At 45.9% G+C, this 23,773-nt stretch carries 21 protein-coding genes; 1 reads left to right on the top strand and 20 read right to left on the bottom strand.

Annotated elements, in window-relative coordinates:
• Nucleotides 1–379: 379 nt before the first annotated feature.
• From H8716_RS13625 to H8716_RS13560, 14 genes are all read right to left on the bottom strand, one after another.
• Nucleotides 380–1,657 (bottom strand): sugar transferase, encoded by a 1,278-nt coding sequence (locus tag H8716_RS13625; protein WP_249309615.1) that lies wholly within the window; start codon nt 1,655–1,657, stop codon nt 380–382.
• A gap of 67 nt (nt 1,658–1,724) precedes the next feature.
• Nucleotides 1,725–2,375 carry a LytR C-terminal domain-containing protein gene (locus H8716_RS13620; RefSeq protein ID WP_249309614.1) on the bottom strand — a complete coding sequence of 217 codons (651 nt, stop codon included), beginning with the start codon at nt 2,373–2,375 and terminating at the stop codon, nt 1,725–1,727.
• Between the two features lie 18 nt (nt 2,376–2,393).
• A complete protein-coding gene (locus tag H8716_RS13615; RefSeq protein WP_249309612.1) occupies nt 2,394–3,293 on the bottom strand; it encodes a hypothetical protein in 900 nt (299 codons plus the stop codon).
• 2 nt (nt 3,294–3,295) lie between these two features.
• A complete protein-coding gene (locus H8716_RS13610) occupies nt 3,296–4,117 on the bottom strand; it encodes a CpsD/CapB family tyrosine-protein kinase (protein ID WP_249309610.1) in 822 nt (273 codons plus the stop codon).
• Between the two features lie 12 nt (nt 4,118–4,129).
• Nucleotides 4,130–4,855: a YveK family protein gene (locus H8716_RS13605; protein ID WP_249309608.1), complete on the bottom strand. Its 726-nt coding sequence runs from the start codon at nt 4,853–4,855 to the stop codon at nt 4,130–4,132.
• A 12-nt stretch (nt 4,856–4,867) separates the two neighbouring features.
• The gene (locus H8716_RS13600) at nt 4,868–5,587 is read right to left on the bottom strand and encodes a CpsB/CapC family capsule biosynthesis tyrosine phosphatase (protein WP_249309607.1); all 720 of its coding nucleotides are present in this window, start codon (nt 5,585–5,587) and stop codon (nt 4,868–4,870) included.
• Nucleotides 5,588–6,325: 738 nt separating this feature from the next.
• Nucleotides 6,326–7,492, bottom strand: coding sequence for a 23S rRNA (uracil(1939)-C(5))-methyltransferase RlmD (rlmD, locus tag H8716_RS13595; protein WP_249309606.1), 1,167 nt, complete (start codon nt 7,490–7,492; stop codon nt 6,326–6,328).
• Between the two features lie 832 nt (nt 7,493–8,324).
• On the bottom strand, nt 8,325–8,660 hold the full coding sequence (locus H8716_RS13590; protein ID WP_249309605.1) for an EamA family transporter: 336 nt from the start codon (nt 8,658–8,660) through the stop codon (nt 8,325–8,327).
• Nucleotides 8,653–9,003, bottom strand: coding sequence for an EamA family transporter (locus H8716_RS13585; RefSeq protein WP_249309604.1), 351 nt, complete (start codon nt 9,001–9,003; stop codon nt 8,653–8,655). Before H8716_RS13585 ends, H8716_RS13590 begins: the two co-directional genes overlap by 8 nt.
• Nucleotides 8,991–10,199: an ATP-grasp domain-containing protein gene (locus H8716_RS13580; protein ID WP_249309603.1), complete on the bottom strand. Its 1,209-nt coding sequence runs from the start codon at nt 10,197–10,199 to the stop codon at nt 8,991–8,993. Before H8716_RS13580 ends, H8716_RS13585 begins: the two co-directional genes overlap by 13 nt.
• On the bottom strand, nt 10,196–11,140 hold the full coding sequence (locus H8716_RS13575; RefSeq protein WP_249309601.1) for a glycosyltransferase family 2 protein: 945 nt from the start codon (nt 11,138–11,140) through the stop codon (nt 10,196–10,198). Before H8716_RS13575 ends, H8716_RS13580 begins: the two co-directional genes overlap by 4 nt.
• Nucleotides 11,137–12,096 (bottom strand): 1-aminocyclopropane-1-carboxylate deaminase/D-cysteine desulfhydrase, encoded by a 960-nt coding sequence (locus tag H8716_RS13570; RefSeq protein ID WP_249309599.1) that lies wholly within the window; start codon nt 12,094–12,096, stop codon nt 11,137–11,139. Before H8716_RS13570 ends, H8716_RS13575 begins: the two co-directional genes overlap by 4 nt.
• 210 nt (nt 12,097–12,306) lie before the next feature.
• Nucleotides 12,307–13,893, bottom strand: coding sequence for an AAA family ATPase (locus H8716_RS13565; protein WP_249309597.1), 1,587 nt, complete (start codon nt 13,891–13,893; stop codon nt 12,307–12,309).
• Between the two features lie 66 nt (nt 13,894–13,959).
• Complete coding sequence (locus tag H8716_RS13560; RefSeq protein WP_249309595.1) at nt 13,960–15,213, bottom strand: saccharopine dehydrogenase family protein; 1,254 nt, start codon at nt 15,211–15,213, stop codon at nt 13,960–13,962.
• Nucleotides 15,214–15,446: 233 nt separating this feature from the next.
• Between H8716_RS13560 and H8716_RS13555 the strand changes: the two genes are divergently transcribed.
• On the top strand, nt 15,447–16,472 hold the full coding sequence (locus tag H8716_RS13555) for a branched-chain amino acid aminotransferase (RefSeq protein ID WP_249309594.1): 1,026 nt from the start codon (nt 15,447–15,449) through the stop codon (nt 16,470–16,472).
• Between the two features lie 133 nt (nt 16,473–16,605).
• Here the strand turns inward: H8716_RS13555 and H8716_RS13550 are convergent, their stop codons facing one another.
• The 6 genes from H8716_RS13550 to H8716_RS13525 form a co-directional block, all read right to left on the bottom strand.
• The gene (locus H8716_RS13550) at nt 16,606–17,586 is read right to left on the bottom strand and encodes an ABC transporter permease (RefSeq protein WP_249309592.1); all 981 of its coding nucleotides are present in this window, start codon (nt 17,584–17,586) and stop codon (nt 16,606–16,608) included.
• An 11-nt stretch (nt 17,587–17,597) separates the two neighbouring features.
• A complete protein-coding gene (locus H8716_RS13545) occupies nt 17,598–18,674 on the bottom strand; it encodes an ABC transporter permease (RefSeq protein ID WP_330606629.1) in 1,077 nt (358 codons plus the stop codon).
• Nucleotides 18,667–20,205, bottom strand: a complete 1,539-nt coding sequence (locus H8716_RS13540; protein WP_249309588.1) for an ABC transporter ATP-binding protein — start codon at nt 20,203–20,205, stop codon at nt 18,667–18,669. The genes H8716_RS13545 and H8716_RS13540 overlap by 8 nt, the downstream gene beginning before the upstream one ends.
• A gap of 194 nt (nt 20,206–20,399) precedes the next feature.
• A complete protein-coding gene (locus H8716_RS13535) occupies nt 20,400–21,575 on the bottom strand; it encodes a BMP family ABC transporter substrate-binding protein (RefSeq protein WP_249309586.1) in 1,176 nt (391 codons plus the stop codon).
• Nucleotides 21,576–21,719: 144 nt separating this feature from the next.
• Entirely contained in the window at nt 21,720–22,364 is a 645-nt protein-coding gene (locus H8716_RS13530; RefSeq protein ID WP_249309584.1) for an HAD family hydrolase, read from the bottom strand.
• Nucleotides 22,365–22,418: 54 nt separating this feature from the next.
• Nucleotides 22,419–23,609, bottom strand: coding sequence for a helix-turn-helix domain-containing protein (locus H8716_RS13525; RefSeq protein ID WP_249309582.1), 1,191 nt, complete (start codon nt 23,607–23,609; stop codon nt 22,419–22,421).
• Nucleotides 23,610–23,773 lie beyond the last annotated feature (164 nt).

Below are 23,773 nucleotides of genomic sequence, written 5' to 3'. Positions count from 1 at the left end.
AGATTTTCCGATGTTTCATCAGATTCTTGCCATATTCAATTTTTCCGTTTGCTTCTTTCCCACTATAAGGGGCTAGGGAATTGCATTTGCACTCAGCGATCCGCTTCTGCTTCATTTTTCATACCTCGCTTTACCCCCCCCCCACACATACACACTCTGGGGGATTTTAATTTTTTAGTTTTTCATTGTTCATATCTGCAACTAACGTCCCTTAGCCTGTCATTCTTTTCAGACTAACAGGCTCAAGTTTTCTCCTTTTCGATTTTTTTATTGCTCTGTGATTGGGTCAAACTGAGCATCCAAAGAGCCATCCAATATCTATGAACCGCTATAATGTGACCCTGCTGCAGCAATGAAAAATCGAATTATCATAAAACGCTTAAGCCACACATGCCGCATAAATACTGGAGTTTTCTCTGGTTGTCCCTATTATATCTCGGACTCCTATAATCGACATATCACCTTTTAATACATTGAAAAACTGTGGAAATTCATCGATACTCGTCCGTCTGATGAAGTCACCGATACCGGTCTTATGGGTTCCGTCCGGAAGGATCTTATTTCCGATCACACGTGGGTCAAAGTCCATTTTGAACATTTTTCCGTCACCCAGTTTGTTATCTTTCATTAGTTCAGCTTTACGTTCTTCCGCATCCAGATACATGCTTCGGAACTTGTACATCTTGAATCGCTTTCCGTTCTTCCCCACACGTTCCTGTGCAAAGAAGATCGGTCCGGGTGATGCTATGTAGATGGCAGGTGCCACAAACAGAAACAGGATTCCGGTGATCAGGCATCCTGCGATTCCACCGACGATATCCATCAGCCGTTTCAACATCAGTTCTCTGGTAGATGCATAATTGATACTGGTTGTTAGGACGGTATAATCTCCTATCTTCTCTACAAACTGCTTCTTACCAGGTACATTCTGGATCTTTGCCAGATTCAGATGTACAGTCACCCCTGTCTCTGTAAATTGTTCGATCAGTTCCTTTGGATATGGGACTGCATCTGATGTGACAATCAGGACTTCGTCGATCCATTGCTTGCAGACATATTCTGCTGCATTTTCCACATCAGCAACTACTTCCACGCCGTCTATATACTGTCCTGTCATTTCCTTGTCGATAATGACAAGTCCTGCAAGTGTATATCTTGCGTAGTTATTTGTCTTCATATTCTCTACGGTAGCATGTGCCACATCTTCTGATACTACCATCAGTAAGGAACGGTTCCCTCCATCCTGCATCTTCTTTCTGATGTTGTATTTCCATAGTTCTCTTACCAGATAGGTGAGCAGTATATAGATCACGATAGTCGATATCATGATCATTCTGGAATACTGCTGTCCTTCCTGTATCATGAACAGATATAAGATAGACATGGCTCCAAGTATCACACCTTGCTGCAGCGTCATGACGAAATTCCGGTAATGTCCCCGTTTCAGGACATTCTTCATGGTTCCAAGTGCAAACATGATCAGCATGTTTGCCACTTCAATGAAGATCGCCATATTCCGGTACAGAATGATCCCATACAGATCAAGCTTATGAATCCTTAACGCATATGCCAGCACAAATGCAATCTGTAAGCAGATCATATCTAAGATAATAAAGTCCACATGCTTTATCCATCCCGTAGATTCTTTTTTATACATCTTCTCTTCTCCTCCTCCGCTGTTGCGAAGGTTTTTGCTTTGTCATTTTTATGTCCGTCTCTGCTGTCTATTCTTCTGCGTCGTTCTTTCCGATAATAATATATACATCCACATCCCCTGGTGCGGATCCGTCTTCCATAGTGATGTTGGCAGTGAATTCATCTGCTGTTACTTCTGCTTCCGGGAACAGCTTCTTCAGATCTGCCACATCTTCTTCCTTCTCTGCGTAGATCCGTGTCTGTTCGATAGCGGATCCTGGGAAGCTGGCGCCTTCTACGTTCTTATAGCCTTCTTTTTTCAATTCCTTCTGCCATTTTGATGCCATTCCATCTTTTCCGCTGCCGTTCAGCACCAGAATATTTCTTGAAAGGAGTACTTCGTTTTCCGTCTCTGTTTCGCTCTCTGATTCCGTTTCCGTCTCAGTTGCTGCGATATCTGTCTCTGATTCAGACGCTTTTTCTGTCTCACCATTGCTGACTTCCTTATCCCAGGCACTGGTCTCCGGTGTCACATCACTGGCTTCTGTCAGACTGTCTTTGTTCTCTGTACCACCATTCTCTTTTGCGCCAAGTTCTTTGATCTGTTCTTCGAATGCTGTCTGTTTCTGTCTGGTGTATTTCACCAGATAGCCGATTCCTCCAAGGAGAACCACTACCGCCAGAATATAAAGAAATGCTCTGAACGGGCTGCGCTTTGGTCCAATATCATTTTTCGCCATATTCTCTTCCCTTCCACACTATACTTCTTCGTAAAACAAATTGATAATCATCTGTTCCAGCTGCTGTTCATCCGGATAGAACATCTCGGCCGTGCCTGAGCTGCGCCGTTCTCCCTGCAGCTGATAATAATCCATAATACCTTCTGAGGTCTGGTCCATGGTCTCTGCCAGACTCTGATACTTGTTCCTGGTGATGCTGGTCTGCAGGTTGTCCCGCATGATCTGTTCTTCCTGAACTGCCATATTCGGATCTTTCTGCATGAGATCTGCGAATTCTCCCATATATGCCATGAGTCCATCTGCAAGTGCATGGATCTCTATCTTGGAAGAACGGTTGGCTACCACATATTCATTGATGGTAATGTCTCCAAGCAGTGTCTCTACTGCATTCACCAGATTCTCACAGCTGACCTCGCCGCCGTCTCCATAACTGTAGGCATCCTTCAGCACGCCTTCACTGACTCCCATATCCTTGCCGGTACTGTCATACTGGTGCATCTGTGCCACAGTCTCTCCGTCCAGGGTAAGTACATTGATCTTCTGATTCTTCTTATCCATAATAAACAGGGTAAGTGTCTCAGCCTTCGCTTTACCGCCATAAGTGGCTTCTGCTTCCAGCTTACCTTCGGAATCCAGTTCCGCATACAAGATGTTGGTAATCTGGGCATTGTACTGATACTCTTTGCCATCCCAGGTTCTGGTACGATAGCCGCCCTTCATATCCACAGCATTGCCTGCCGTCACATGCATCTGGGACTGTGACTGATAAGACCGGTAAAGCACTGTTCCTGCGCCGACAGCTACCACCGCCACAATCACTGCGCTCCCGGCTGCCAGTCCCTTGTTATGACGTACCCATCTGCGCATCCGGTACCAGATACTGTGTCTGTGATGATGTTTATGATGATGTGTACTCATATCTATGCTCTCTTCTTATCTCTTCCACTTTTTGCATTGGCTTTCTGGGCAGCTTTGTTCTGCTTCTTGGCCGCTTTGGCAGCTTTCTTCGTATTGCCTTCTCCATAGCCATATCCGTAACCGTAGCCATATCCATAACCATAGCCATATCCCTTATTGCTTGCGCCTACTTTGTTCAGTACCGCACCCAGGATACGTACCCCTGCATACTCCAGCTGTCTGGTTGCCTTGACTGCCAGGGTCTTCTCTGTCTTGCCACACTCTACAACCAGTACCGTTCCATCACACTTCTTGGCGATCAGTGCGCCGTCGATAACCGGGCATACAGGCGGTGTATCTACAATGACATATTCGTAATTCTTCTTCAGTTCTTCCAGAAGCTGCACAAATAACGGTCCGGAAAGTAACTCACTTGGGTTCGGTGCTACTGCTCCGGTAAAGATCATATCCATGCATGGGTCATCGGTATGATAGATGATATCATTCAGTGATACCCGGCCACACAGGAATTCGCTCAGTCCGCAGACGCTCTGCTGGATCTGGTAACGGGCCATGACTTCAGAGTTACGGATATCGCAGTCCAGATAAATGGTTCTGGTTCCCAGTCCTGCCATACTCTTTGCCAGACGGAATGCCGTAGAGGACTTTCCTTCATTCGGCATGGCACTGGTCACTGCGATCGTTCTCAGTTCATATCCACTGAGCTGGATGTTTCCTCGAAGCACATTGATTGCTTCTCTTGCCTGAAAAGGCAGTTCTTCCATCTGAGGTATCACTTGACGAAATGTCTGAAAGTTACCTCTCCAATTCTGCTGCTGTTCCATCTAATCTATATCTCACTTTCCCTTTTTTTCATTATAGTATGGCACGGTTGCCAGTACCGGCAGGTGCAGGTATTTGTCAATATCTTCTTCTGTCTTCATGGTTCCGTCCATCAGCATCTGAAGGATGAAGATCGCGCATGCCACGCATGCTCCCAGGAAGCCACCGATTGCCAGATACTTGAATAAGCTTGGTGTGACATCCTGTACTGCTTCTGCTACAGAGTAATCAATCACGGTCGGTTCACCGCTTCCGATGATCTGGTAGATCTGGCTGACACTGATGTTCAGCAGTGCATTGGTGATGTTGCGGCTCATCTCCGGATCATCACAGGTTACCTTGATATCTACGATATGGGTGGAATCCGGATTGGATACTGCTACCAGCTTGGCCAGCTGCTTATAATCCAGATTCAGATCCAGTTCTTCGATCACGCGATTCAGCACCGTACGGCTCTTGATGATGTTCGCATAGTCATCCGTCAGCGCAGAAGACAGCTGCAGATCCGAAAAGGAAAGAGCTGACTCGGTATTGGTGATGTAAATAGAGGCATCTGCCTGATAGGATGGCTTCACCAGAAAAGTATGATATGCACCGAAGATCAGTGCTCCTACCAGAAGTGCCAGAAAGATCTCTTTCCATTTTGACTTCAGCAGATAGAAGATCTCTAAGAGGTCAATCTCCATCTCCGCATCCTGTGTGTTCAGGTTCACAGGCTGTTTTTCCATTGTGTTTTCCATTCAATACTCCCCTCATTCTTTTCTTAATATTTGGTGTACATTTTTTACAAAAATCTTTCTCTGGATTTCTGTGTCTACATTCTTCCGTATCCATCTGATGGCGTCATCAGCATGATATGGCCGGTAATGGGTACCATGGCAGTCGCTTCCCACCAGGTCCACGGTGCCGTCCTGCAGCATCTTCTGCCACTGGGACTTCCGGAACCATCCCGGCTTCTTCAGAAAAGTGTCGTAGTTCATCTGTAACAGTATTCCCCTGTTCTTCAGTTCCTGGATACGTTCTTCGTGCTCCAGACATTCGTAGCGCTCAAAGTGAGCCAGTATCGGGTAGTAGCCTCCTTGCTGCAGCAGAGTCAGTATCTGCTGAATCTGTGCATAGGCGCAGTCCGGCGAAAATTCTGTCAGTACATAACGGCTGCCCGCCATGGTCAGTACTTCTCCCCGGTTCAGCTTGTCAACAAGACCGGAATACCCGAAACATTCCTGTCCTGCATACAGACGTATGTCCAACTGTTCTTCTCTGCACCGCAGCTTTACCTGCTGCAGAAGTTGTCGAATCGTCGATCCGTCTGGTTCATACTTCTCCGGATAGTAATGTGGTGTGGCGATGACCGCCCGTATGCCCTGCTCATATGCTTCATGCAGTGCAGCCATAGTCTCGTCCATGTCCTGTGCACCATCATCGATCCCCGGTAATATGTGACAATGCATGTCGCATATTCTGATAGCCATGTTCTATATCCCTCCATCTCTTTGTGCCATCTCATAACTGTTCAGGACCTATTATATCTGTGAAGGCACTGAACTGATACATCTTCAGACTCCGTTCTCACCTATGATCATAACGGATATCTGTCTGCAAATCAAGTCTGACGAGTGATTCGAATTCATAGTACCTTCGGCGCAAAAAAAACACCATGGATACTATATCGCCTTTGATATTCAAAGTATCGATTCTCCCCCATGATGCATAATCTTCTCCGTCAGTCTCTTCTATGATGTAATTGTTATTTTGCCCCCCCCCGCGCCAAATCCGACATTTTATGCGATTTTTCGTCTTAAATGGCGCACTTCAAGATGCGAATCCATGCTTTTTATGTCTGTTTTTAGTTTAGTCATTTTTATATATCCTGTCAAGATGTTTTAATCTAACTTTATGTATTGATTCACATCCCAAATTTGTCAAGTGCAAATTATGTCATATTTTCTGCAGATTTTGTAAAACATTCGTGTATCCCCTTATATCCAATTCTCAGAGAGCCATTAACTATTGATTTTTTGTCATTATGTTAATGGCAATTCTGACTTACATAGATCAATATGGAATACATAAAAATAGCCGTCCTGCTCTCGACCAAAGTTCAGGAACGGCTATCTCTATGATAACTTAGTATGAAATTCGCCGGGTCAGGTGATGTGCACTCACCTTCCGACTACCTGTCTACAGGATAATGTGTTCTGCCATTTTTGTCAACGTTTTTTCACCAGCTGAACTACCATCTCGCAATGTTCCGTGAAACCGAACATATCCACTGGCTGCATTTTTCTGACCTGATATCCGTTTCTGGCCAGGTATTTCAGATCACGTGCCAGGGTATCCGGTCCGCAGGATACGTAGACGATGCGTTTCGGTGCAAGCCGGATCACGGAGGACAGAAAGGCTTCGTCGCTGCCGCTTCTCGGCGGATCCATGAAGACCACATCTGCCTTCTCTCCTTCTTCGGCCATGGATACCATGAATCTGCCGGCATCTCCTTCATAGAAGGCGATGTTCTTGATCTGATTCAGCTTCGCATTGATTCTGGCATCTTTTACTGCGTTGCGGTTCAACTCTACGCCAATGACTTCACGGACTTTCTTCGCTGCTACCATGCCGATGGTTCCAATCCCGCAGTAGGCATCGATGACCCGTTCTTTTCCGGTCAGTTCTGCATAATCCATGGCAGTCTGATACAGACGTTCTGTCTGTACCGGATTGACCTGATAGAAGGACTGTGGCGAGATGCGGAAGGTACAGCCACATAAGATGTCTTCAATATAGCCTTTTCCGTAAAGTACGATATCACGTTCTCCCAGGACCATGCTGGTCTTCTTGTCGTTCACGTTCAGTACTACTGTAGTGATCTCCGGATGCTCTTTGCGCAGTGCTTTCACAAAATTGTTCTTAGACGGCAGGATTGGTGAGGAAAGCACCAGTACTGCCATCACCTGTCCGGTGGCAAATCCCCGGCGCACCAGCACATGACGAAGTAAACCGTAGCCGGTATCCTCATCATAGGTACGAATCTTGAAGGATCTTAACAGTCCACGGATGGTGCGGATAATAGACTGGGAGATCTCGTCCTCGATCATACATTCGTCGATATTCACGATCTTGTGGGTTCCGGCTTCGTAGGTACCGGAAACGATCTCTCCTTTTCTGGTTCTGCCAAAGACCGCATGTACCTTGTTGCGGTAATGCAGAGGATCCTTCATGCCGATAATCGGCTCCGGCTTGCCAAAGTCCTTCAGAAGCTTATTCATTTCTTTCTGTTTTTTCTTCAACTGGGCAGCGTAATCTATGCCCTGATACTGACAGCCGCCACACTTCTTCGCATAGGGGCAGGTGGTGATGTTCTTGTTATTCTTTGTTTCCATAGTAATTTCCTTTTTATATTTTTTGTTGCATTTATCTATCTATAAGTTGTATAATGAAATCTGGGTAGTTGGGGGACGCTCTCATCCAATCTGAGCCTTACAGAAAGGATGATTATTATGAGTACATACGAGGAATTGCAAATAATACTTACTACTGCTTTGCTTATCATTGCTATTTTAAGTTATACAAATAAGAAATAGTCGTCCCACACTCTGACAAAGTTCGGACGACTATTTCTTATAGTTTGTTTCAATTTTCGCCAGGTTGGGTGAGTTGCAATCACCTTCCGACTACCTTATTAATTACAGTCTACACCTTTTCTATCCTTTTGTCAAACTATTCTATAAGTTCTATTTGCTCATAATTCGCATAGATTTACCAATTAAGTTCTATTGTATGTGATAATTTTCATATTTTCAGTTGCGTTTATTCGGTTATAAGTTGTGTAATATGTTTGGGTAGCTGGGGACGCGCTCTCATCCGATCTGAGCCTTACAGAAAGGGTGATAATTATGGTTTCATGGAATGACATTTTTACTTTCGCCATCATGCTGATGGCAATTCTGACCTACATAGGCCAACATGGAATACATAAAAAATAGCCGTCCTGCACTCCGGTAAAGTTAGGACGACTATTTTTGTAATACGTTTAAAATTTCGCTGGGTCAGGTGAGTTGCAGCCACCTTCCAACTACCTTATTGACTATAGTGTACACCATTTCTGTCATTTTGTCAAACTGTTCTGAACGTCCAATTTACACCACTTTTGCAGAATATTGAGGTTGAACCGGAGCACCGAGAGCCACAAAACACCGTCCCCAATGGACTAGACTAGAGTGTATACACGATGACGCCGGCGATGATGATCAGGTTGCCGATGAGTTTCCACTTGGTGAAGCTTTCGTGCAGGATGACGCCGGACAGGATCATGACGAAGACATAGGTGCAGGTGTCGATGACTGCGCCGTATTTCATGTCTACCTGGGTATATGCGTAGGTGTTGACCAGCAGTACTGCAAAGAAGATGAAGTAGGACAATATGACACGCCAGTTCAGGTATTCGAAGATGGCGTTCTTATGGGTCTGGTTCGCGCTCTGTTTCAGCAGAATCTGGGATGATGCGGAAAAGAAGGTCGCGATAAACATAATCAATAAATATTTATTCATGGGCAACCACCACCAATACTCCGATGAACACGATGATCATGCCGATGATATTGTTCACCGATAAATTTTCGTGGAATATGATCACCGCCCAGATCTGGGACCAGATCAGGTATACGGTACGGTTGGCATATGCCACATTTAATTCGAACTTTTTGATGACTTTCTGCCAGATGACCGCATATAATGCACAGTTCAGCAGCATCAGGAAGAGAAACAGGTACAGCATCGGTGAGGTCAGTCCTTCCCGGTTGTAGAATCCGGATGCTGCTTTGGAGTACACGCTGGTAAAGGAGAACAGCATGACCGTCAGGTGCAGAAGTATGTATTTTTTTATCTTTTCCATATCTCCTCCAGTGTCACGCCGTCGATGCTGATGCAGCGGTAGACTTCCATCATCCAGGCATCCAGCCGGCTCTCATCCTCTGTTCTGGCTATGATGTGACCAATACGGTCGGTACCGTCTGCCATGGCGAAGACCTTATGGCCCACCGGGAAGTCCAGGGATACGGTTACTCCCTGCTCTTCCAGCTTACGGATTCCTTCTATGTTAATATGGGAAATTTTTCCTTCTATCGGGCTGAGAAGCAGTTTGGCCATGCATGGCTGCCTGCCGGTGCAGTTGAACTCCACCTGCTCGCCCAGCGCACTGCGGATCATTTTTTCATAAAAGTCAAATCCATAATAGATGGAGATCAGTTCCGGAATACAGGTAGCTCCTGTTCTTCCGCCCATCTCGATGATGGATACCTTATTGCCGTCCACGAAGACGTCTGCATTGACAGAGCATCGATCTGCGCCTGATGCGGTCACTGCTGCCTGCATCTGTCTGCCGATCTCGTCATAGACTTCCCGGCTGCCGGTATACGGGAAGGCATGCCCCACCGGTATGGTGGTGTTCTTTCCTCTGTATACGAACTTAGTATGTGGTGCCATGAACACAAGCTGTCCGTCCTGGACGAATCCGTCCACACCGATCTCGGTTCCCTTAATGAATCCTTCTACCAACACATAATCTCTGGTGGAACGCTTCGCTGCGTGATGATAGGCCTCTTCCAGCCGTTCCGGCTGTTCTACTACGGTAATTCCGCGGCTTCCTGAACTGTCTACCCGCTTCACAACTACCGGGTAACCGATCCGTTCTGCAGCTGATCTGGCCTCTGTCAGGCTGTAAACACGCATGCCTGTGGATGCCGATACACCGCCTTTTAAAAAGGCTTCTTTCATCAGCGCCTTGTCCGTCAGGATGGCTGCGGCTTCCTGTGGAATGCCGGATAACCCCATTTTCTCACAGACATAACCGATAGTGGATACTGCCACGTCGGTACCTGATGTACAGATGCCGTCGATCTGTTCTTCTCTGGCAGCTTCCAGAATACCGTCTTTGTCTCTGGTATCCAGTTCGTAGATCTTATTTGCCAGGGCGAAGCCCTGATAGTCTCCCGGAATGCTGACCACTATGGTGTAGAGCCCCATACGGCGGGCGGTCTGAATCAGCGGTACCTGATAGGTGCCCGCTCCTAAAATCATGATTTTTTTCACTGTTTTTCATCCTCTGTTACATTAATGGTCTCACGGACAATGTACTGCGGGGTCCGGTTCAGAATCAGTATCATTTTGCCCAGATATTCTCCGATAATACCCAGCACCATGAGAATCAGTCCGGCAAGCACCACAATGATGCAGATGGTGGATGCCCAGCCCACGGTCACGGTCGGGTCGATCAGTTTGTAAATGATGATGCACAGAGCTGCCAGGAATCCTCCTGCTGCCGAAATACATCCTAGTACGGATGAGATACGCAGTGGAATCACAGAGTAATTCCAGTATGCCAGCCACAGCTTCATCAGTTTCTTCAGAGTATAATTGGACGTGCCCACTTCCCGCTTGAAGTGCTCCACTTCTACATTACCGATCTTGTGGGTGGTACGGTAAAAAATACCGTCAATATATGGATTAAAGCTGTCGTATTTGATCACTTCATCCCGCACCTGACGGGTAATCATCCAGAAATTACTGGATACAATATTCTTCGGTCTGCCCAGAAGAATTCTGGAAGATACCTCGTTCAGCTTGCTGGACAGATTCTTCAGAAAAGAGTTCTTCTTCTTCGGATAACATCCGTATACCAGGTCGAATCCTTCTTCCATCTTGTGAATCAGCTTGCTGATCTGTGATGGATGAGTCTGCATGTCATCATCCATTCCCAGGATATAATCACCGGTTGTATAGTGCAGGGCTGCCATCAGTGCGTTGTGCTGTCCGAAGTTACGCAGCAGATTCACGCCCTTCACATTCGGGTAATCCCGTCCCAGCTTCTCGATCTCGCCGTAAGTGTCATCCTTCGGTGAGCCATCATTGACCAGAACGAACTCGCAGTCGTACTCTGGCATTTTCTTAAATTCTTCCATGACCATCTCGGTTACTTTGCGGATCGTAGCCTGAGAATTGTAACATGGAATGACGATAGAAATTAATTTCATAAAGTTCCTCCCGGAAGACAGTCATAAAACAGCGGTGTGCCGCCGGTGTGCAGAAAGAGCACGTCACAGTCCTCCAAATGATGTTCCTCGATGTATTCTTTCATGCCCCAGAATGCCTTACCGGTATAGGTCGGATCCAGCGGCAGTCCATTGCGGCAGAATTCTTCCCGGATCACATGCATGATACGGTCATCGTACTGGCCATAGCCTGCCTGACGGTATGCCATCTCCAGATGCAGTTCTTTTGCAAAATGCTCCGGCAGTTCCAGATGATGTTTCTCAAAATATTCCCGGATGCCGGTCTGCATGACATTCATGGCGCGGTCGTATTCTCTGGATGAGATGGAGATCCCTACGATCTTCTCCGGTCCCTGTTCCAGGATCTTGCCGCTGACCAGCCCGCACTGTGTGGAGCCTGTACCGGATGCAAAAAAGATATGGGAAAAGAGGATTCCTTCCTGTTCTTCCCAGGCACGGATCTCTCGATAGCCGTCTACATATGCCTGTACCGGAGTGCCTTCGTTGCCGATGCCGAACTTGTCTCCGAAGATATAATAAGGATGCTTTCCTTCTGCTGTCAGGCGGTTCATGGTATCTTCCACGGTCTGAGCGATATTCGTCTTCTCACATGGGATCACTTCTGCCCCCAGCCACTTCATCAGGCGGCTGTTGTTTGTTTCGATACCGGCTTCTTCTCCTGCCTCACCGGAGCAGATCATGTAGCACGGCACCTTGTGGGCACAGCACAGATTCGCCAGCACACGGCACAGATTGGAACGGCTGTTGCCATACACAATCATGCAGTCCTTCCCCTTTTCCAGCATATCGTTGAAAAAGGCTCTGCCGATGCGCACCTTGTTGCCTCCCAGGGAAAATGGTAAGAGGTCTTCTCTTTTACAATATAAACGGACGTTCCGGTTGTTGGGAAAGTCCAGTTTCTGAATCGGTGTGTTCATATAGTTTCCTTTATAAATAAGTATGTTGTCTGTAATTCTCAGTGTTACGCGTCATATTATAGACTATGGGGGGAGGGATTTCAACCTTATTCCGTGTTTTATTCACACTTAAAGAGCAGTATTTTGTCTTGTAACACGCTTGTTTTCTATGATTCGCGTGCACCTGTCAGAGACTGCTCTTTTAAGCTGTGAATGAAAGACGATCATCCTTTATTTTGTGTATTTTTCAATGATACATTTATGATGTTTTGTTTTTTTATCATAGCTGAGTGCTGCCAGTAGTATTTTTCCTGTGTATGCCTCTATGGATGCCGGATATTGTTTTTCTTTTATCTGATTTATTGCAGTCTGTACATCTTGATTCCACTTCAATTCTACTACCAGTGCCGGATATTCCTGTTGATATTCTGGTTTCGGCAGGAATATAAAGTCTGCAAATCCTCTTCCCGCAGGCATCTCACGAACCGGTTTGAAATAATACTGCATTGCGCTTAGATATGCTATTGTGAGGACACTGCTGAGTGAATTTTCATTATTGTACTGGATCGCAGATGCATATTCCATATGAATCTGTTCCATATCTGAAGCTACTTTTTCTGCATCCATATCTAATGTTGCGTTTAATAATTCTTCCGATTTTATTTGAAATTCAGTAAATTCATTCCATTTTTTCCGTCTGACCGCTTTTAACAGCTCCTGACGTATCTCTTCATTTGGAACAAAAGCCATCTCTTTGTCCTGATTGTACCCCAGATATCCCAGGTGAATCAGATAAGTAAGAACATCATCTTTATTGACAAAATTCACTGCATCATTCTGGAAAGAAGTCACATCCACTTTCACAGATGCTCCTGACAGCATCTCAATGATTGCTGTTTTCAATCCATCAAAATTCATATTGATCAGCGGAACAATTGCTTCATAGGTTCCTGTTTCTGACCAGTAACTTTTGAACCGTTTCTTAGTCATTACGCTGACTACTGCCCTGGGATTGTAGATCTGTTCCGCTTCCAGAAGATAGCCGTCATACCAGCACTTTACTTTATCAAAATCAACCTGATAAGTCTGGCACAGATCTTTGACCTCGTCTTGTGTAAATCCGATATAAGGTGCCATATTACTGGCATCCATCATAGTAAATTCATCAAAGTTATTCAGCGCTGACTCTGTCCGAATTTTCTTTATCGGTAAGATACCAGTTATATAAGCAAGTGCAATATAACTGGTTGGCATAATACCTTTGAACATTCCTCTGAGAAAATCTATATAGTCCTTCTGTATTTTCTCATTAGACCCTTCATCACGAATAAGGACATCCCATTCATCGATAATTACTACGAATTTCCGTCCTGTAGAAGCATTGATTCGAGACATTACACCATAGGCAGTCTTCACATCTTTCAACGGAATCTCCGGATACAATTCCCTCAATTCTGAGATTAAATGTTCATTGATATATCGGACTGCTGCATCCGGTGAGCCGGCATCCATCATGCACCATTGTACATCAAACCGTATCACATCATATTGATTCAGATATTTCCGGAAATCTTTGCTTTTCGCTATCTCCAGTGTGGAAAACATTGCTTCTGAATCGCATCCTTTGCTATAATAGGCTGTAAGCATGTTTGCTGTAATGGACTTGCCAAAACGTCTTGGGCGGCTATTGCAGATAAAAGCATTATCTGTGTTCAATACTGTATTCGTGTACTCTATTAATTTTGTCTTATCCACGTAAATCAATGAATTCAGTGTTTTCTGAAATGCACTGTTATCCGGATTCACAAAAAGCCCCATCTGCTCACCCCCTGATCTCAAATCTTGTTTTTTATAAGTATAGCATATTCACCGTTTCTATACCACTTATTTCAGTTCCTGTATTCTGTATTCATATCCGCTTTCGTCCATCAGCTGAATATATGGTTCCGGATCGAAGTATTCCGGGGAGTAGACTCCTGCTTCTTTCCAGATGCCTTTGCCGATGAGTTCCAGTGCCAGAGCTGCCCCGAATCCTGTCTGGGCGGTAACTGCCTGGTTGCCCCAGCGTTTCATGGATTCCTGATTGTCAAATGGCTGGTAAAGGAAGTATTCTTTGTCCTGTCCGTCCTTTTTGCCGATGCAGTGGACACCTACCAGCATTTTACCTGTCATCTCGTCTCCGATGTCTTTTGGCTGTGGGGCGCAGGCTGCTACTACGTCTCTTGGAATGACGGATACATTTCCTACCTGTACCGGGTGGATACTGCGAAGCCCCAGCTTGTCCAGTACCTTCAGGGCTGTGATCAGATTCTCATCCAGACTGATCTTGAAAGTGGCTTTTTTCAGACCATACTGCTTCAGGAAACGTGCCATGGTAACGACTTCTTCATGTTCCACTTTGACCAGTGTGTTCGGTCCTACTCCATCCGGCATGTCGAAGACTTCCTGCCCGGCAAAGGCTTTTTCTACAATAAAGCCACCCTTTTCTTCGTCGTATTCCACGTTCGGGTTCATAACTTCATCCAGCACGGTCCATACGTTAAAGCCGAACATGATATCATCCGGATCCGCTCCCGGCACGGTCAGGTTGCCGCCATCTTTTACGTGGGCTTCTGTCATCTCATCAAAGAGATGGGTTGCCGCATATTTGGCAAAGACGTTGACAACGCCTGGGTCGATCCCCATACAGATGACTGCCATATTGCCCTGCTTCTTCCATGCCTCGTGACGGTCGAAGTTATATTTCGTCATTGGTTCTGTGTAGCTGTTCTCAATGCCCAGCCCCAGCTTCGGTTCATCCATCGGCACAGACCAGGTGCCCATGCTACCGTAATTGACACCTGTGGCAAAGGCTGCGTCAAAGATCATGTTGCTGGCAAATGGCGGTGCCGCATCCATGACAAAATCAATCTTATGTGCTTTGATCAGGTTTTTCATATCTTCCCGGTCTGTGGCATTCACTTTTTCTGCCTCAAAACGAGTGTCACCGCTGAGCTTGTCTACCACTTCCTGAGCACGTGCTTTATCATAGTCACAGACCAGCACATACTCAAGCCATTCTCCCTTCGGATCTCTCCACTGCATTACTTTTACAATACTTTCGCCGACAGCGCCGGCGCCAACTAACATCATTCGCATACTATGTTCTCCTCTTTTTTGATTTTGGATTTAGAAAAATCGTATTACTTTTTCATTTTCCCGTCAATTCTTTTTTATAGTTAAAGACTTTTTACAGCATGGATATAATTGATTTCAATACTCTGGAAATCTCTTGACGCTCCTTTTATTCGGGTGTAAACTGGAAACAATAATTCCTTTAGCAGATTAAAGTGTCTGCTGGATGATCCACATACGTTAGGAGGAAGTTTATTATGGAAAAGAAAAATATCGACTGGTCAAATCTTGGATTTGGCTATATGCCTACAGATTATCGTTTTGTAGCGAATTACAAAGATGGTGCATGGGAGGAAGGTGCACTGACTACGGATGCTACTGTTACTATTTCTGAATGTGCAGGTGTTCTGCAGTATGCACAGACTTGTTTTGAAGGTATGAAGGCTTATACTACAGAAGACGGACGTACCGTTATTTTCCGTCCTGACCTGAATGCAGCACGTATGGCTGACTCCTGCCGCAGACTGGAGATGCCGGTATTCCCTGAAGATAAGTTCGTAGAAGCTGTTGTAAATGTAGTAAAAGCCAACGAAGCATTTGTTCCACCTTACGGATCAGGCGCTACTCTTTACATCCGTCCATATATGTTCGGAAGTGACGCTGTCATCGGTGTAAAACCTGCCAGTGAATATCAGTTCCGTGTATTTGCTACCCCTGTTGGTCCTTACTTCAAGGGCGGCGCTAAACCAATCGTAATCCGTGTCAGTGATTATGACCGTGCAGCACCTCACGGAACAGGTCATATCAAGGCCGGACTGAACTATGCTATGAGCCTCTATCCAATCATGGAAGCGCATCGCGAAGGATTCGCTGAGAATATGTACCTGGATGCTGCTACCAGAACTAAGGTAGAAGAGACCGGTGGAGCGAACTTCATCTTCGTTACCAAGGATAACAAGGTCGTTACTCCGAAGTCCGGCAGTATTCTGCCATCTATCACACGTCGTTCTCTGATCTATGTTGCCAAGGAATATCTTGGACTGGAAGTAGAAGAACGTGAAGTATACTTCGATGAGGTAAAGGACTTCGCAGAATGTGGTCTGTGCGGTACAGCCGCTGTGATCTCTCCGGTTGGAAAGATCAACGATCACGGCAAGGAGATCTGTTTCCCAAGCGGAATGGACGAGATGGGACCGGTTATCACCAAGCTGCGTGAGACACTGACCGGTATCCAGATGGGACATATCAAGGCTCCGGAAGGATGGATCAAGGTCGTAGAATAAATTAATCTGCAGATATAAATTGAGCCCCGGTGCATTTTAAACGATGCATCTGGGCTCTTTTTCTATCTTCCAGTCGTACAGTTCTCATACGGTGCCATATAGCCGAAAGTATATATGGATCTCTGGCTCCTGTTTAACGTTCCTCTCGGAAGTATGCCTGTCCCAGGCCTTCCGGTGGCTGGTCTTCTTTCTTCTTACGGAAGCTGATAAATACCAGCACAATGATCGTTACCACATATGGTAATGCTTTGAATATTTCCTGTGTACTTCTTCCCAGTCCCGGAATATACAGGTAAAGGATATACAGTGCACCAAAGAGGATGGATCCCCAGATGGCGTTGATCGGCTTCCACATAGCAAAAATAACTAACGCTACTGCCAGCCATCCACGGTCACCGAATCCGTTGTCTGTCCAAGTTCCTCCACTGTATTCCATAACGAAGTACAGTCCGCCAAGTCCTGCGATACCGGCTCCGATACAGGTGGCAAGGTATTTGTATTTGCTGACATTGATACCTGCAGCATCTGCGGTTCCCGGATTCTCGCCCACGGCGCGGAGGTTCAGTCCGTTTCTGGTACGGAACAGGAAGAAGGATAATAAAATGGCAAGTAAAAGTGCCACATAAGTCAGGAAACCATAAGAAAAGAAAATGCTTCCGATCACCGGAATCTTTGACAGACCCGGAATCTTTGCCTGATAAGCACTGGCTGTTGTGCTCACGGAGATCTGTCCTACACCTCCTGCCAGCTTGGAAATGGATCCACCGAAGAAGTTACCGAATCCGGTTCCGAAGGTGGTCAGTGCCAGACCGGTTACGTTCTGGTTGGCACGAAGGGTGATGGTCAGGATACTGTAGATCAGTCCGCCCAGCATAGCGCATAAGAATGCACAGATCAGGGAAATCAGCATGCCGACGAAAGCATTAGGATTCTCGGTTCCTTTTTCATAGAAGAAGGCTCCCATCAGTCCGGCGATACCGCCCATGTACATGATACCCGGAATACCAAGGTTCAGGTTGCCTGATTTCTCAGTCAGGATCTCTCCTTCTGCTCCAAACAGGATTCCCATGCCCTGAACGATTGCTTTTTGTATAAAAATAATAATTGTGCCCATTGCAGTTCCTCCTATTTTCTGTTTCTTTCGATTTTGTAGTTAATAAAGAATTCTGCTCCCAACAGGAAAAACAGAATGATTCCAAGCATGATGCTGGATGCATTTTCATTCAGTCCGTACTGGGATGCAATCTGAGTAGCACCTTTTTCCATAAATACCAGTCCGAAAGCAATCAGGATCATGATGAAGGTATTGAACTTCGCCATCCATGCTACGATGATGGCGGTAAATCCACGCCCATTCGCTGTGGATGTGGAGATGGTGTGTGCGGAACCGCTGACCAGAATGAATCCGGCAATACCACAGATCGCGCCGGAGATTGCCATGGTGCGCAGCATAACCTTGCTGACATTGATACCTGCATAGCGCGCAGTGCTGTCGCTCTCTCCCACAACCGCTACTTCATAGCCCTGTTTGCTGTATTTCAGATAAATAAACATGGCAACCGTCAATATGGTAACGATGACTACATTCCAGAAGTAGGCGTTGCCTGCCACAGATGGCAGCCATCCTGCCTGTGTTGCCTGATTGATGATACCTACACTGTTGGAGCCTTTTGGATTCTCCCAGAAACAGATGCAGAACGTTACCACCTGCATAGCTACGTAGTTCATCATCAGGGTAAACAGTGTCTCGTTGGTGTTCCAGTGTGCCTTGAAGAAAGTAGGAATCAGTCCCCAGATCAGTCCTCCGATGGCACTGCCAGCCAGCATTAACAGGATCAATACTACGTTTGGTACTTTATCAGACAGATAGATCATGCATGCGGCGGATACCACACCACCGATCAATACCTGTCCTTCGGCTCCGATATTCCAGAAACGCATCTTAAATGCCGGTGCCAGACCAACTGCGATACACAACAGTACCAGCGTATCTCGGATCGTGATCCAGATACGGCGGCTGCTTCCCAGTGCGCCGTCAAAAATTGCCTTATAAACCCCCAGCGGATTCATGTGTACCAGTCCCACGATGACTGCCGCACAGACGATCAGTGCCAGAAGAATGGCTGCCACGTAGATCATGATACGTTTTCCAAGGGTGATGGATTCCCGCTTGGACATATGAAACATTGGTTCTTTATTCATGGGAAACGCCTCCCTTCTCATGCTTTGTCATCAGTACTCCCACTTCATCTTTCTTGGCCGTACGTCCATCCAGTACTCCCGTGATCTGACCGCCGCAGAGTACGGCAATCCGATCGCACAGCTCCAGAAGGACATCCAGGTCTTCAATGACACAGATCACTGCTACGCCTTTTTTCTTCTGCTCATTTAACAGGTTATAGATGGCATAGGATGAGTTGATATCGATTCCTCTGGTCGGATAAGCTACCATCAGCACCTTTGGCTTCTGGGCAATCTCCCGTCCCACCAGTACCTTCTGTACGTTTCCACCTGACATCTGTCCCACCGGTGCAGAGATACTTGGTGTCACGATCTCTAACTGATCCTTGATCTTCTGTGCCAGTTCACCCGGTGTCTTACGGTCCAGGAAATTGGACTTTCCTCTCTGGTAGCTTCGCAGCATGATGTTGTCTGTCATATCCATGGATCCAACCAGTCCCATTCCCAGACGGTCTTCCGGCACGAATGCCAGACGCACGCCCAGTGCACGGATATCTGCCACATCCAGGTTAGCGATCTCTTTTGACTGGTTTTCTTCCGGATAAAAAGTGATGCTTCCTTCGGATACCGGCTGAAGTCCTGCGATGGCCTCCAGCAGTTCCTTCTGGCCGCCGCCTGAGATACCTGCGATACCCAGAATCTCACCGCCGTATACCGTCAGATCTGCGTGATCCAGGGTTACTACTTCATTAATGTCCTTGCAGGTCACATTTTTCAGTTCCAGACGCTTCACCGGATTCACCGGTTCCGGACGGTCGATGTTAAGTTCAACTTTCGCACCTACCATCATCTCTGTCAGGGACTCTACGGTAGCTTCGGATGTCTTCACCGTATCAATGTAGAGACCTTTTCTCAGAATAGATACCCGGTCGGATACGGACAATACTTCGTGTAACTTATGGGTAATCAGGATGATGGAACATCCGTCTTTCTTCATATTCTTTAATACTTCAAAAAGCCGGTCGGCTTCCTGTGGTGTCAGTACCGCTGTCGGCTCATCCAGAATCAGTATTCTGGCGCCGCGGTACAGCAGCTTGATGATCTCTACTGTCTGTTTTTCTGATACGGACATCTGGTAGATCTTCTTCTTCGGATCAATCTCGAATCCATATTTTACAGCCAGTTCAAGAATCTCTTTATTCACCTGCTTCATATTCAGGATCTGTTTTCCCGGCAGTCCGAGAATGATATTTTCTGCTGCTGTCAGAATGTCTACCAGTTTGAAGTGCTGATGCACCATTCCGATTCCAAGATCAAAGGAATCCTTTGGAGATCGGATTCTCACTTCTCTTCCGTCTACCTTGATCATTCCCTCATCCGGATAGTAAATACCGGATATCATATTCATCAAAGTGGTCTTACCACTTCCGTTTTCACCAAGCAGACAGAGGATCTCTCCCTTTTTTACCTCTAGGTCTACTTTTTCGTTGGCAGTGACGCTGCCGAAACGCTTGGTGATATTGTGTAATTCTATAGCGTATGTCTGCTCCACGTATGTTCCTCCTTATGTCGGCTGTATTATCAAATACGCCTTGGCGTATTTGCTGCGAGGTGCGCGTCATGCCTGCATGACATGTTTCTTCTGCGCACCTCTGCAATCTGCCAGAGGCTCTATATTTTATAGCTCCTGCTATAAAATATAGGGGCTGCATTGCTGCAACCCCCTTTGATAGGTTTCCCTGTTTCTTATTCTACGATAGAATCAATACCATCGATGATGATATCAAATGCCGGAGCTGATCCATATTCAGATTCGTGGAAATATCCGTCAGAGATATACTCGATACCGTTCTTTTCGTAAGTATCCAGTGTCTTACCATCTACTGTCCATGTAGCTGTATCAAATACGTGCAGAGATCCGTCTTCAATCTGGCTCTCTACTTCGTCTACAACTTCCTGTGTTCCTTCTGCTACTGCCTTTTCATTCAGAGGAGTAATCAGAACAGCGCCGTCCTTCAGACCTGCTGTCCAGTCTTTTTCAATCTCTGTTCCGTCGATCATGCACTGTACTGCGTAAGTGTAATATACACCCCAGTTATTGCTGGAAGAGGTCAGTGCACTGTCAGGAGCAGTCTCGATCATGTCTACGTTGTAACCTACACATGGAACGCCTGCTGCCTGAGCTGCGGTAGGAGCACCTGTGGTATCTGCATGCTGTCCGATCAGTACACATCCGTCTGCGATCAGAGCTTCTGCACATTCTTTTTCCAGGTCAAAGCTTGCCCAGCTGTTGGTGTATTTTACTTCCATAGTAACGGATGGGCACTGGCTCTTTGCACCAAGATAGAAGGATGTAAATCCAGAAATTACTTCTGCGTATGGATATGCACCAACGTATCCGATTCTTGCCTGTTCTTCTGTAATGTCACCATTCTCGATCATCTCATTCAGCTTCATTCCTGCAACCACACCGGATACATATCTTGCTTCATAGATGTTATCGAAGTAGTTGTGCATGTTATCCAGTCCGCTGCTTGCTGCCTGATATCCTGTTGCATGACAGAACTGTACGTCCGGGAACTCGCCTGCTGCCTGAATCAGATAAGTCTCATGACCAAAGCTGGTACCAAAGATAATCTGGCATCCCTGGTCTGCCAGATCTGCTGCAGCGTCATAACATGTCTCGTCTTCCCCGATCAGAGTCTTCTCAATCACCTGAGATTCTTCCAGCCCAAATGTCTCCATCATCTCATCTATACCTGCCATATGTGCAGCGGTATAACCTTCGTTTTCATCACCGATGTAGATGGCTCCGACCTTCAGATTCTCTGCCGCAATACCTTCTGCATCTGCTGCACACACCGCACCTGTAGCTGCGATTGCTGTTGTCATTAACACTGCAAGTAATTTTGTACGTTTCATCCTCTGCTTCCTCCTCAAAAATATAAAAGTTTTATTAGTACTCACGATTATAACTGTATAATAAAAAAATTGTCGTGTCAATTCTTTTCACTCTTTTTTATATCAGGAAAAATACGAAAAGAAATCGTTTGTTTGGGTATATTTTTAAAGCCTCTCCAACAGTTCTTCCGGGGTATGGACAATGCAGTCCGCCCCGTTTTCTTTTAAGAAACTTTCCGGACGGAATCCCCATGTGACTGCGATTTCTTTCATACCGGCATGGAAAGCAGTCTGGATATCTACTTCAGAATCGCCGATATAGACTGCCTCGTCTTTGCTGATCTGAAACTTTTCCAGAACCGCCAGTACGCTGTCCGGTGCCGGTTTTCTGCGGATGCCTTCCCGCTCGCCCACTGCAAAATCAAACATTCCCCTGAAATAGTCTTCACAGAGAATCTGCACCGCAAAGTCCCCTTTGTTAGAGACTACCGCTGTGAGGATGCCTTTTTCACGTAAACTCTTTAAAAGCTCCATGATGCCGCTATAGGGACGGGTTTTCACTGCACAATGGTCTTTGTAATATTCTTTAAATGTAGTAAATACCTGCTCAATCTGCTCGTCACTGCTGCCCTTCGGCACCGCACGCTCGATCAGCTTATGTATGCCATTTCCCACAAACCAGCGTACCTCATCAATGGTATGCTCCGGCATATGATAAACAGACAGCGCATAATTCGTGCTGTCTGCCAGGTCCTCTAAAGTATCTAAAATGGTTCCGTCTAAATCGAATATGGCTAATTTGTATCTCATATATTGTCCTTTTTCCGCACTGCCTTAGCTGCTTTGTTTGATCTGATATCTGTATCATGATACTTCCGTCTCACTCTCCTGGGACATCTCTGTCCACATATCTTCACCAATCGCAGTGCTTTCCTCTTTTATGGTTATTTTGTAATCCGAATCCACCTGAATATCATATCCGTAGCAGCTTTCTTCACCAGTTTCTGCGTCTTCTGCATTGGCATAATAGGTAAATGCTACACGATAGACATCCGGATGCAGATCGATCTGGTTATAACTATACCCCACTACCCAGTCCTCTTCAAGATCTTTTTCATTGATAAGAAGCTGTGTGGCATACTGCTCTGCCACATCTCCCCGGCTGGTACCCACGGCATTCTCAATAGATCTGGCTGCAAATCCATGCAACGTCCATACAACAAGCAGAATATTTACAATCAGCACCATAAAACCGGCAATCAGACCTTTCTTCTCCCGACGCAAGCTTTTCAGAACATGATAATCCAGATAAACCATAAGTCCCAGATTGAGCATACAGGTAACAAGATTTGCTCCCTGGGCATGATGATCCCAGAAACTGTCCGGTATCATAACCGAACACAATACCAGAAAAAATCCTGCCAGCAGAAAAGTAAAGGCTCCATAGATTCTCCGGCTCTCTGCATCTGCCCGGTTTTTCCAGAGATAATAGCCGGATACTACCGGTCCTGCACCAAGGAAACCGACAAAAACAGCGCCTCCCAGACTAGCCTGCCCGGACAGCTTAGTCAGGATTGTCACAATCAAAATCACGGGTATTGCAAGGTAGCCTGCCATCTTATCCTGATGCTGTTGCTGCTTTCGAATCTCTTCCATGGTGTGCATCATCTCTGTCACCTCCGCTGATGTGTATAATGTGTCTTTTTCTTTCGTCACACTTCCATTTTGAGGCTCCCCATCATTCTTGTTTTCTCCGTCCGTCTGGGAAGTTCCACATTTTTGTTCTTTCTGGCTATTCCATCCTTCCCGGCTCATTGTCTCTGCTTTTGGATCATTGTCTGCATCCTGTACCTCTGACCTCATCAATTCCAGCAATGAGATCCCCAGTGCATCTGCAAGCGGTTCCATGGTGTTAATATCCGGAAATCCCAGTCCTCGTTCCCAACGGCTGACTGCCTTATCCGTCACACCGATCTTCCCTGCAAGCTCTGCCTGCGTCATATACTGCTGTTTTCTTCTGTCAGAAATAAATGCACCAAACTTCTTTGCATCCATTTATCAGTTCCTCCATCCTTTTCTGACTCTGGTATACACTATAGCTGGTATTTTCGTCAATCGACGAATTGTTTACATGCAAAAATATGTCTATGTAGTGCAAAAAAAGTTATTTTTTAAAAGTTTTTGCAATTCAGTGCATAAACTTTATTTTTTCAAAATTT

The organism is Jingyaoa shaoxingensis (assembly GCF_014385005.1).
GTDB classification, from domain to species: domain Bacteria; phylum Bacillota; class Clostridia; order Lachnospirales; family Lachnospiraceae; genus Marvinbryantia; species Marvinbryantia shaoxingensis.
This window is presented reverse-complemented; position numbering and strand designations above follow the sequence as displayed.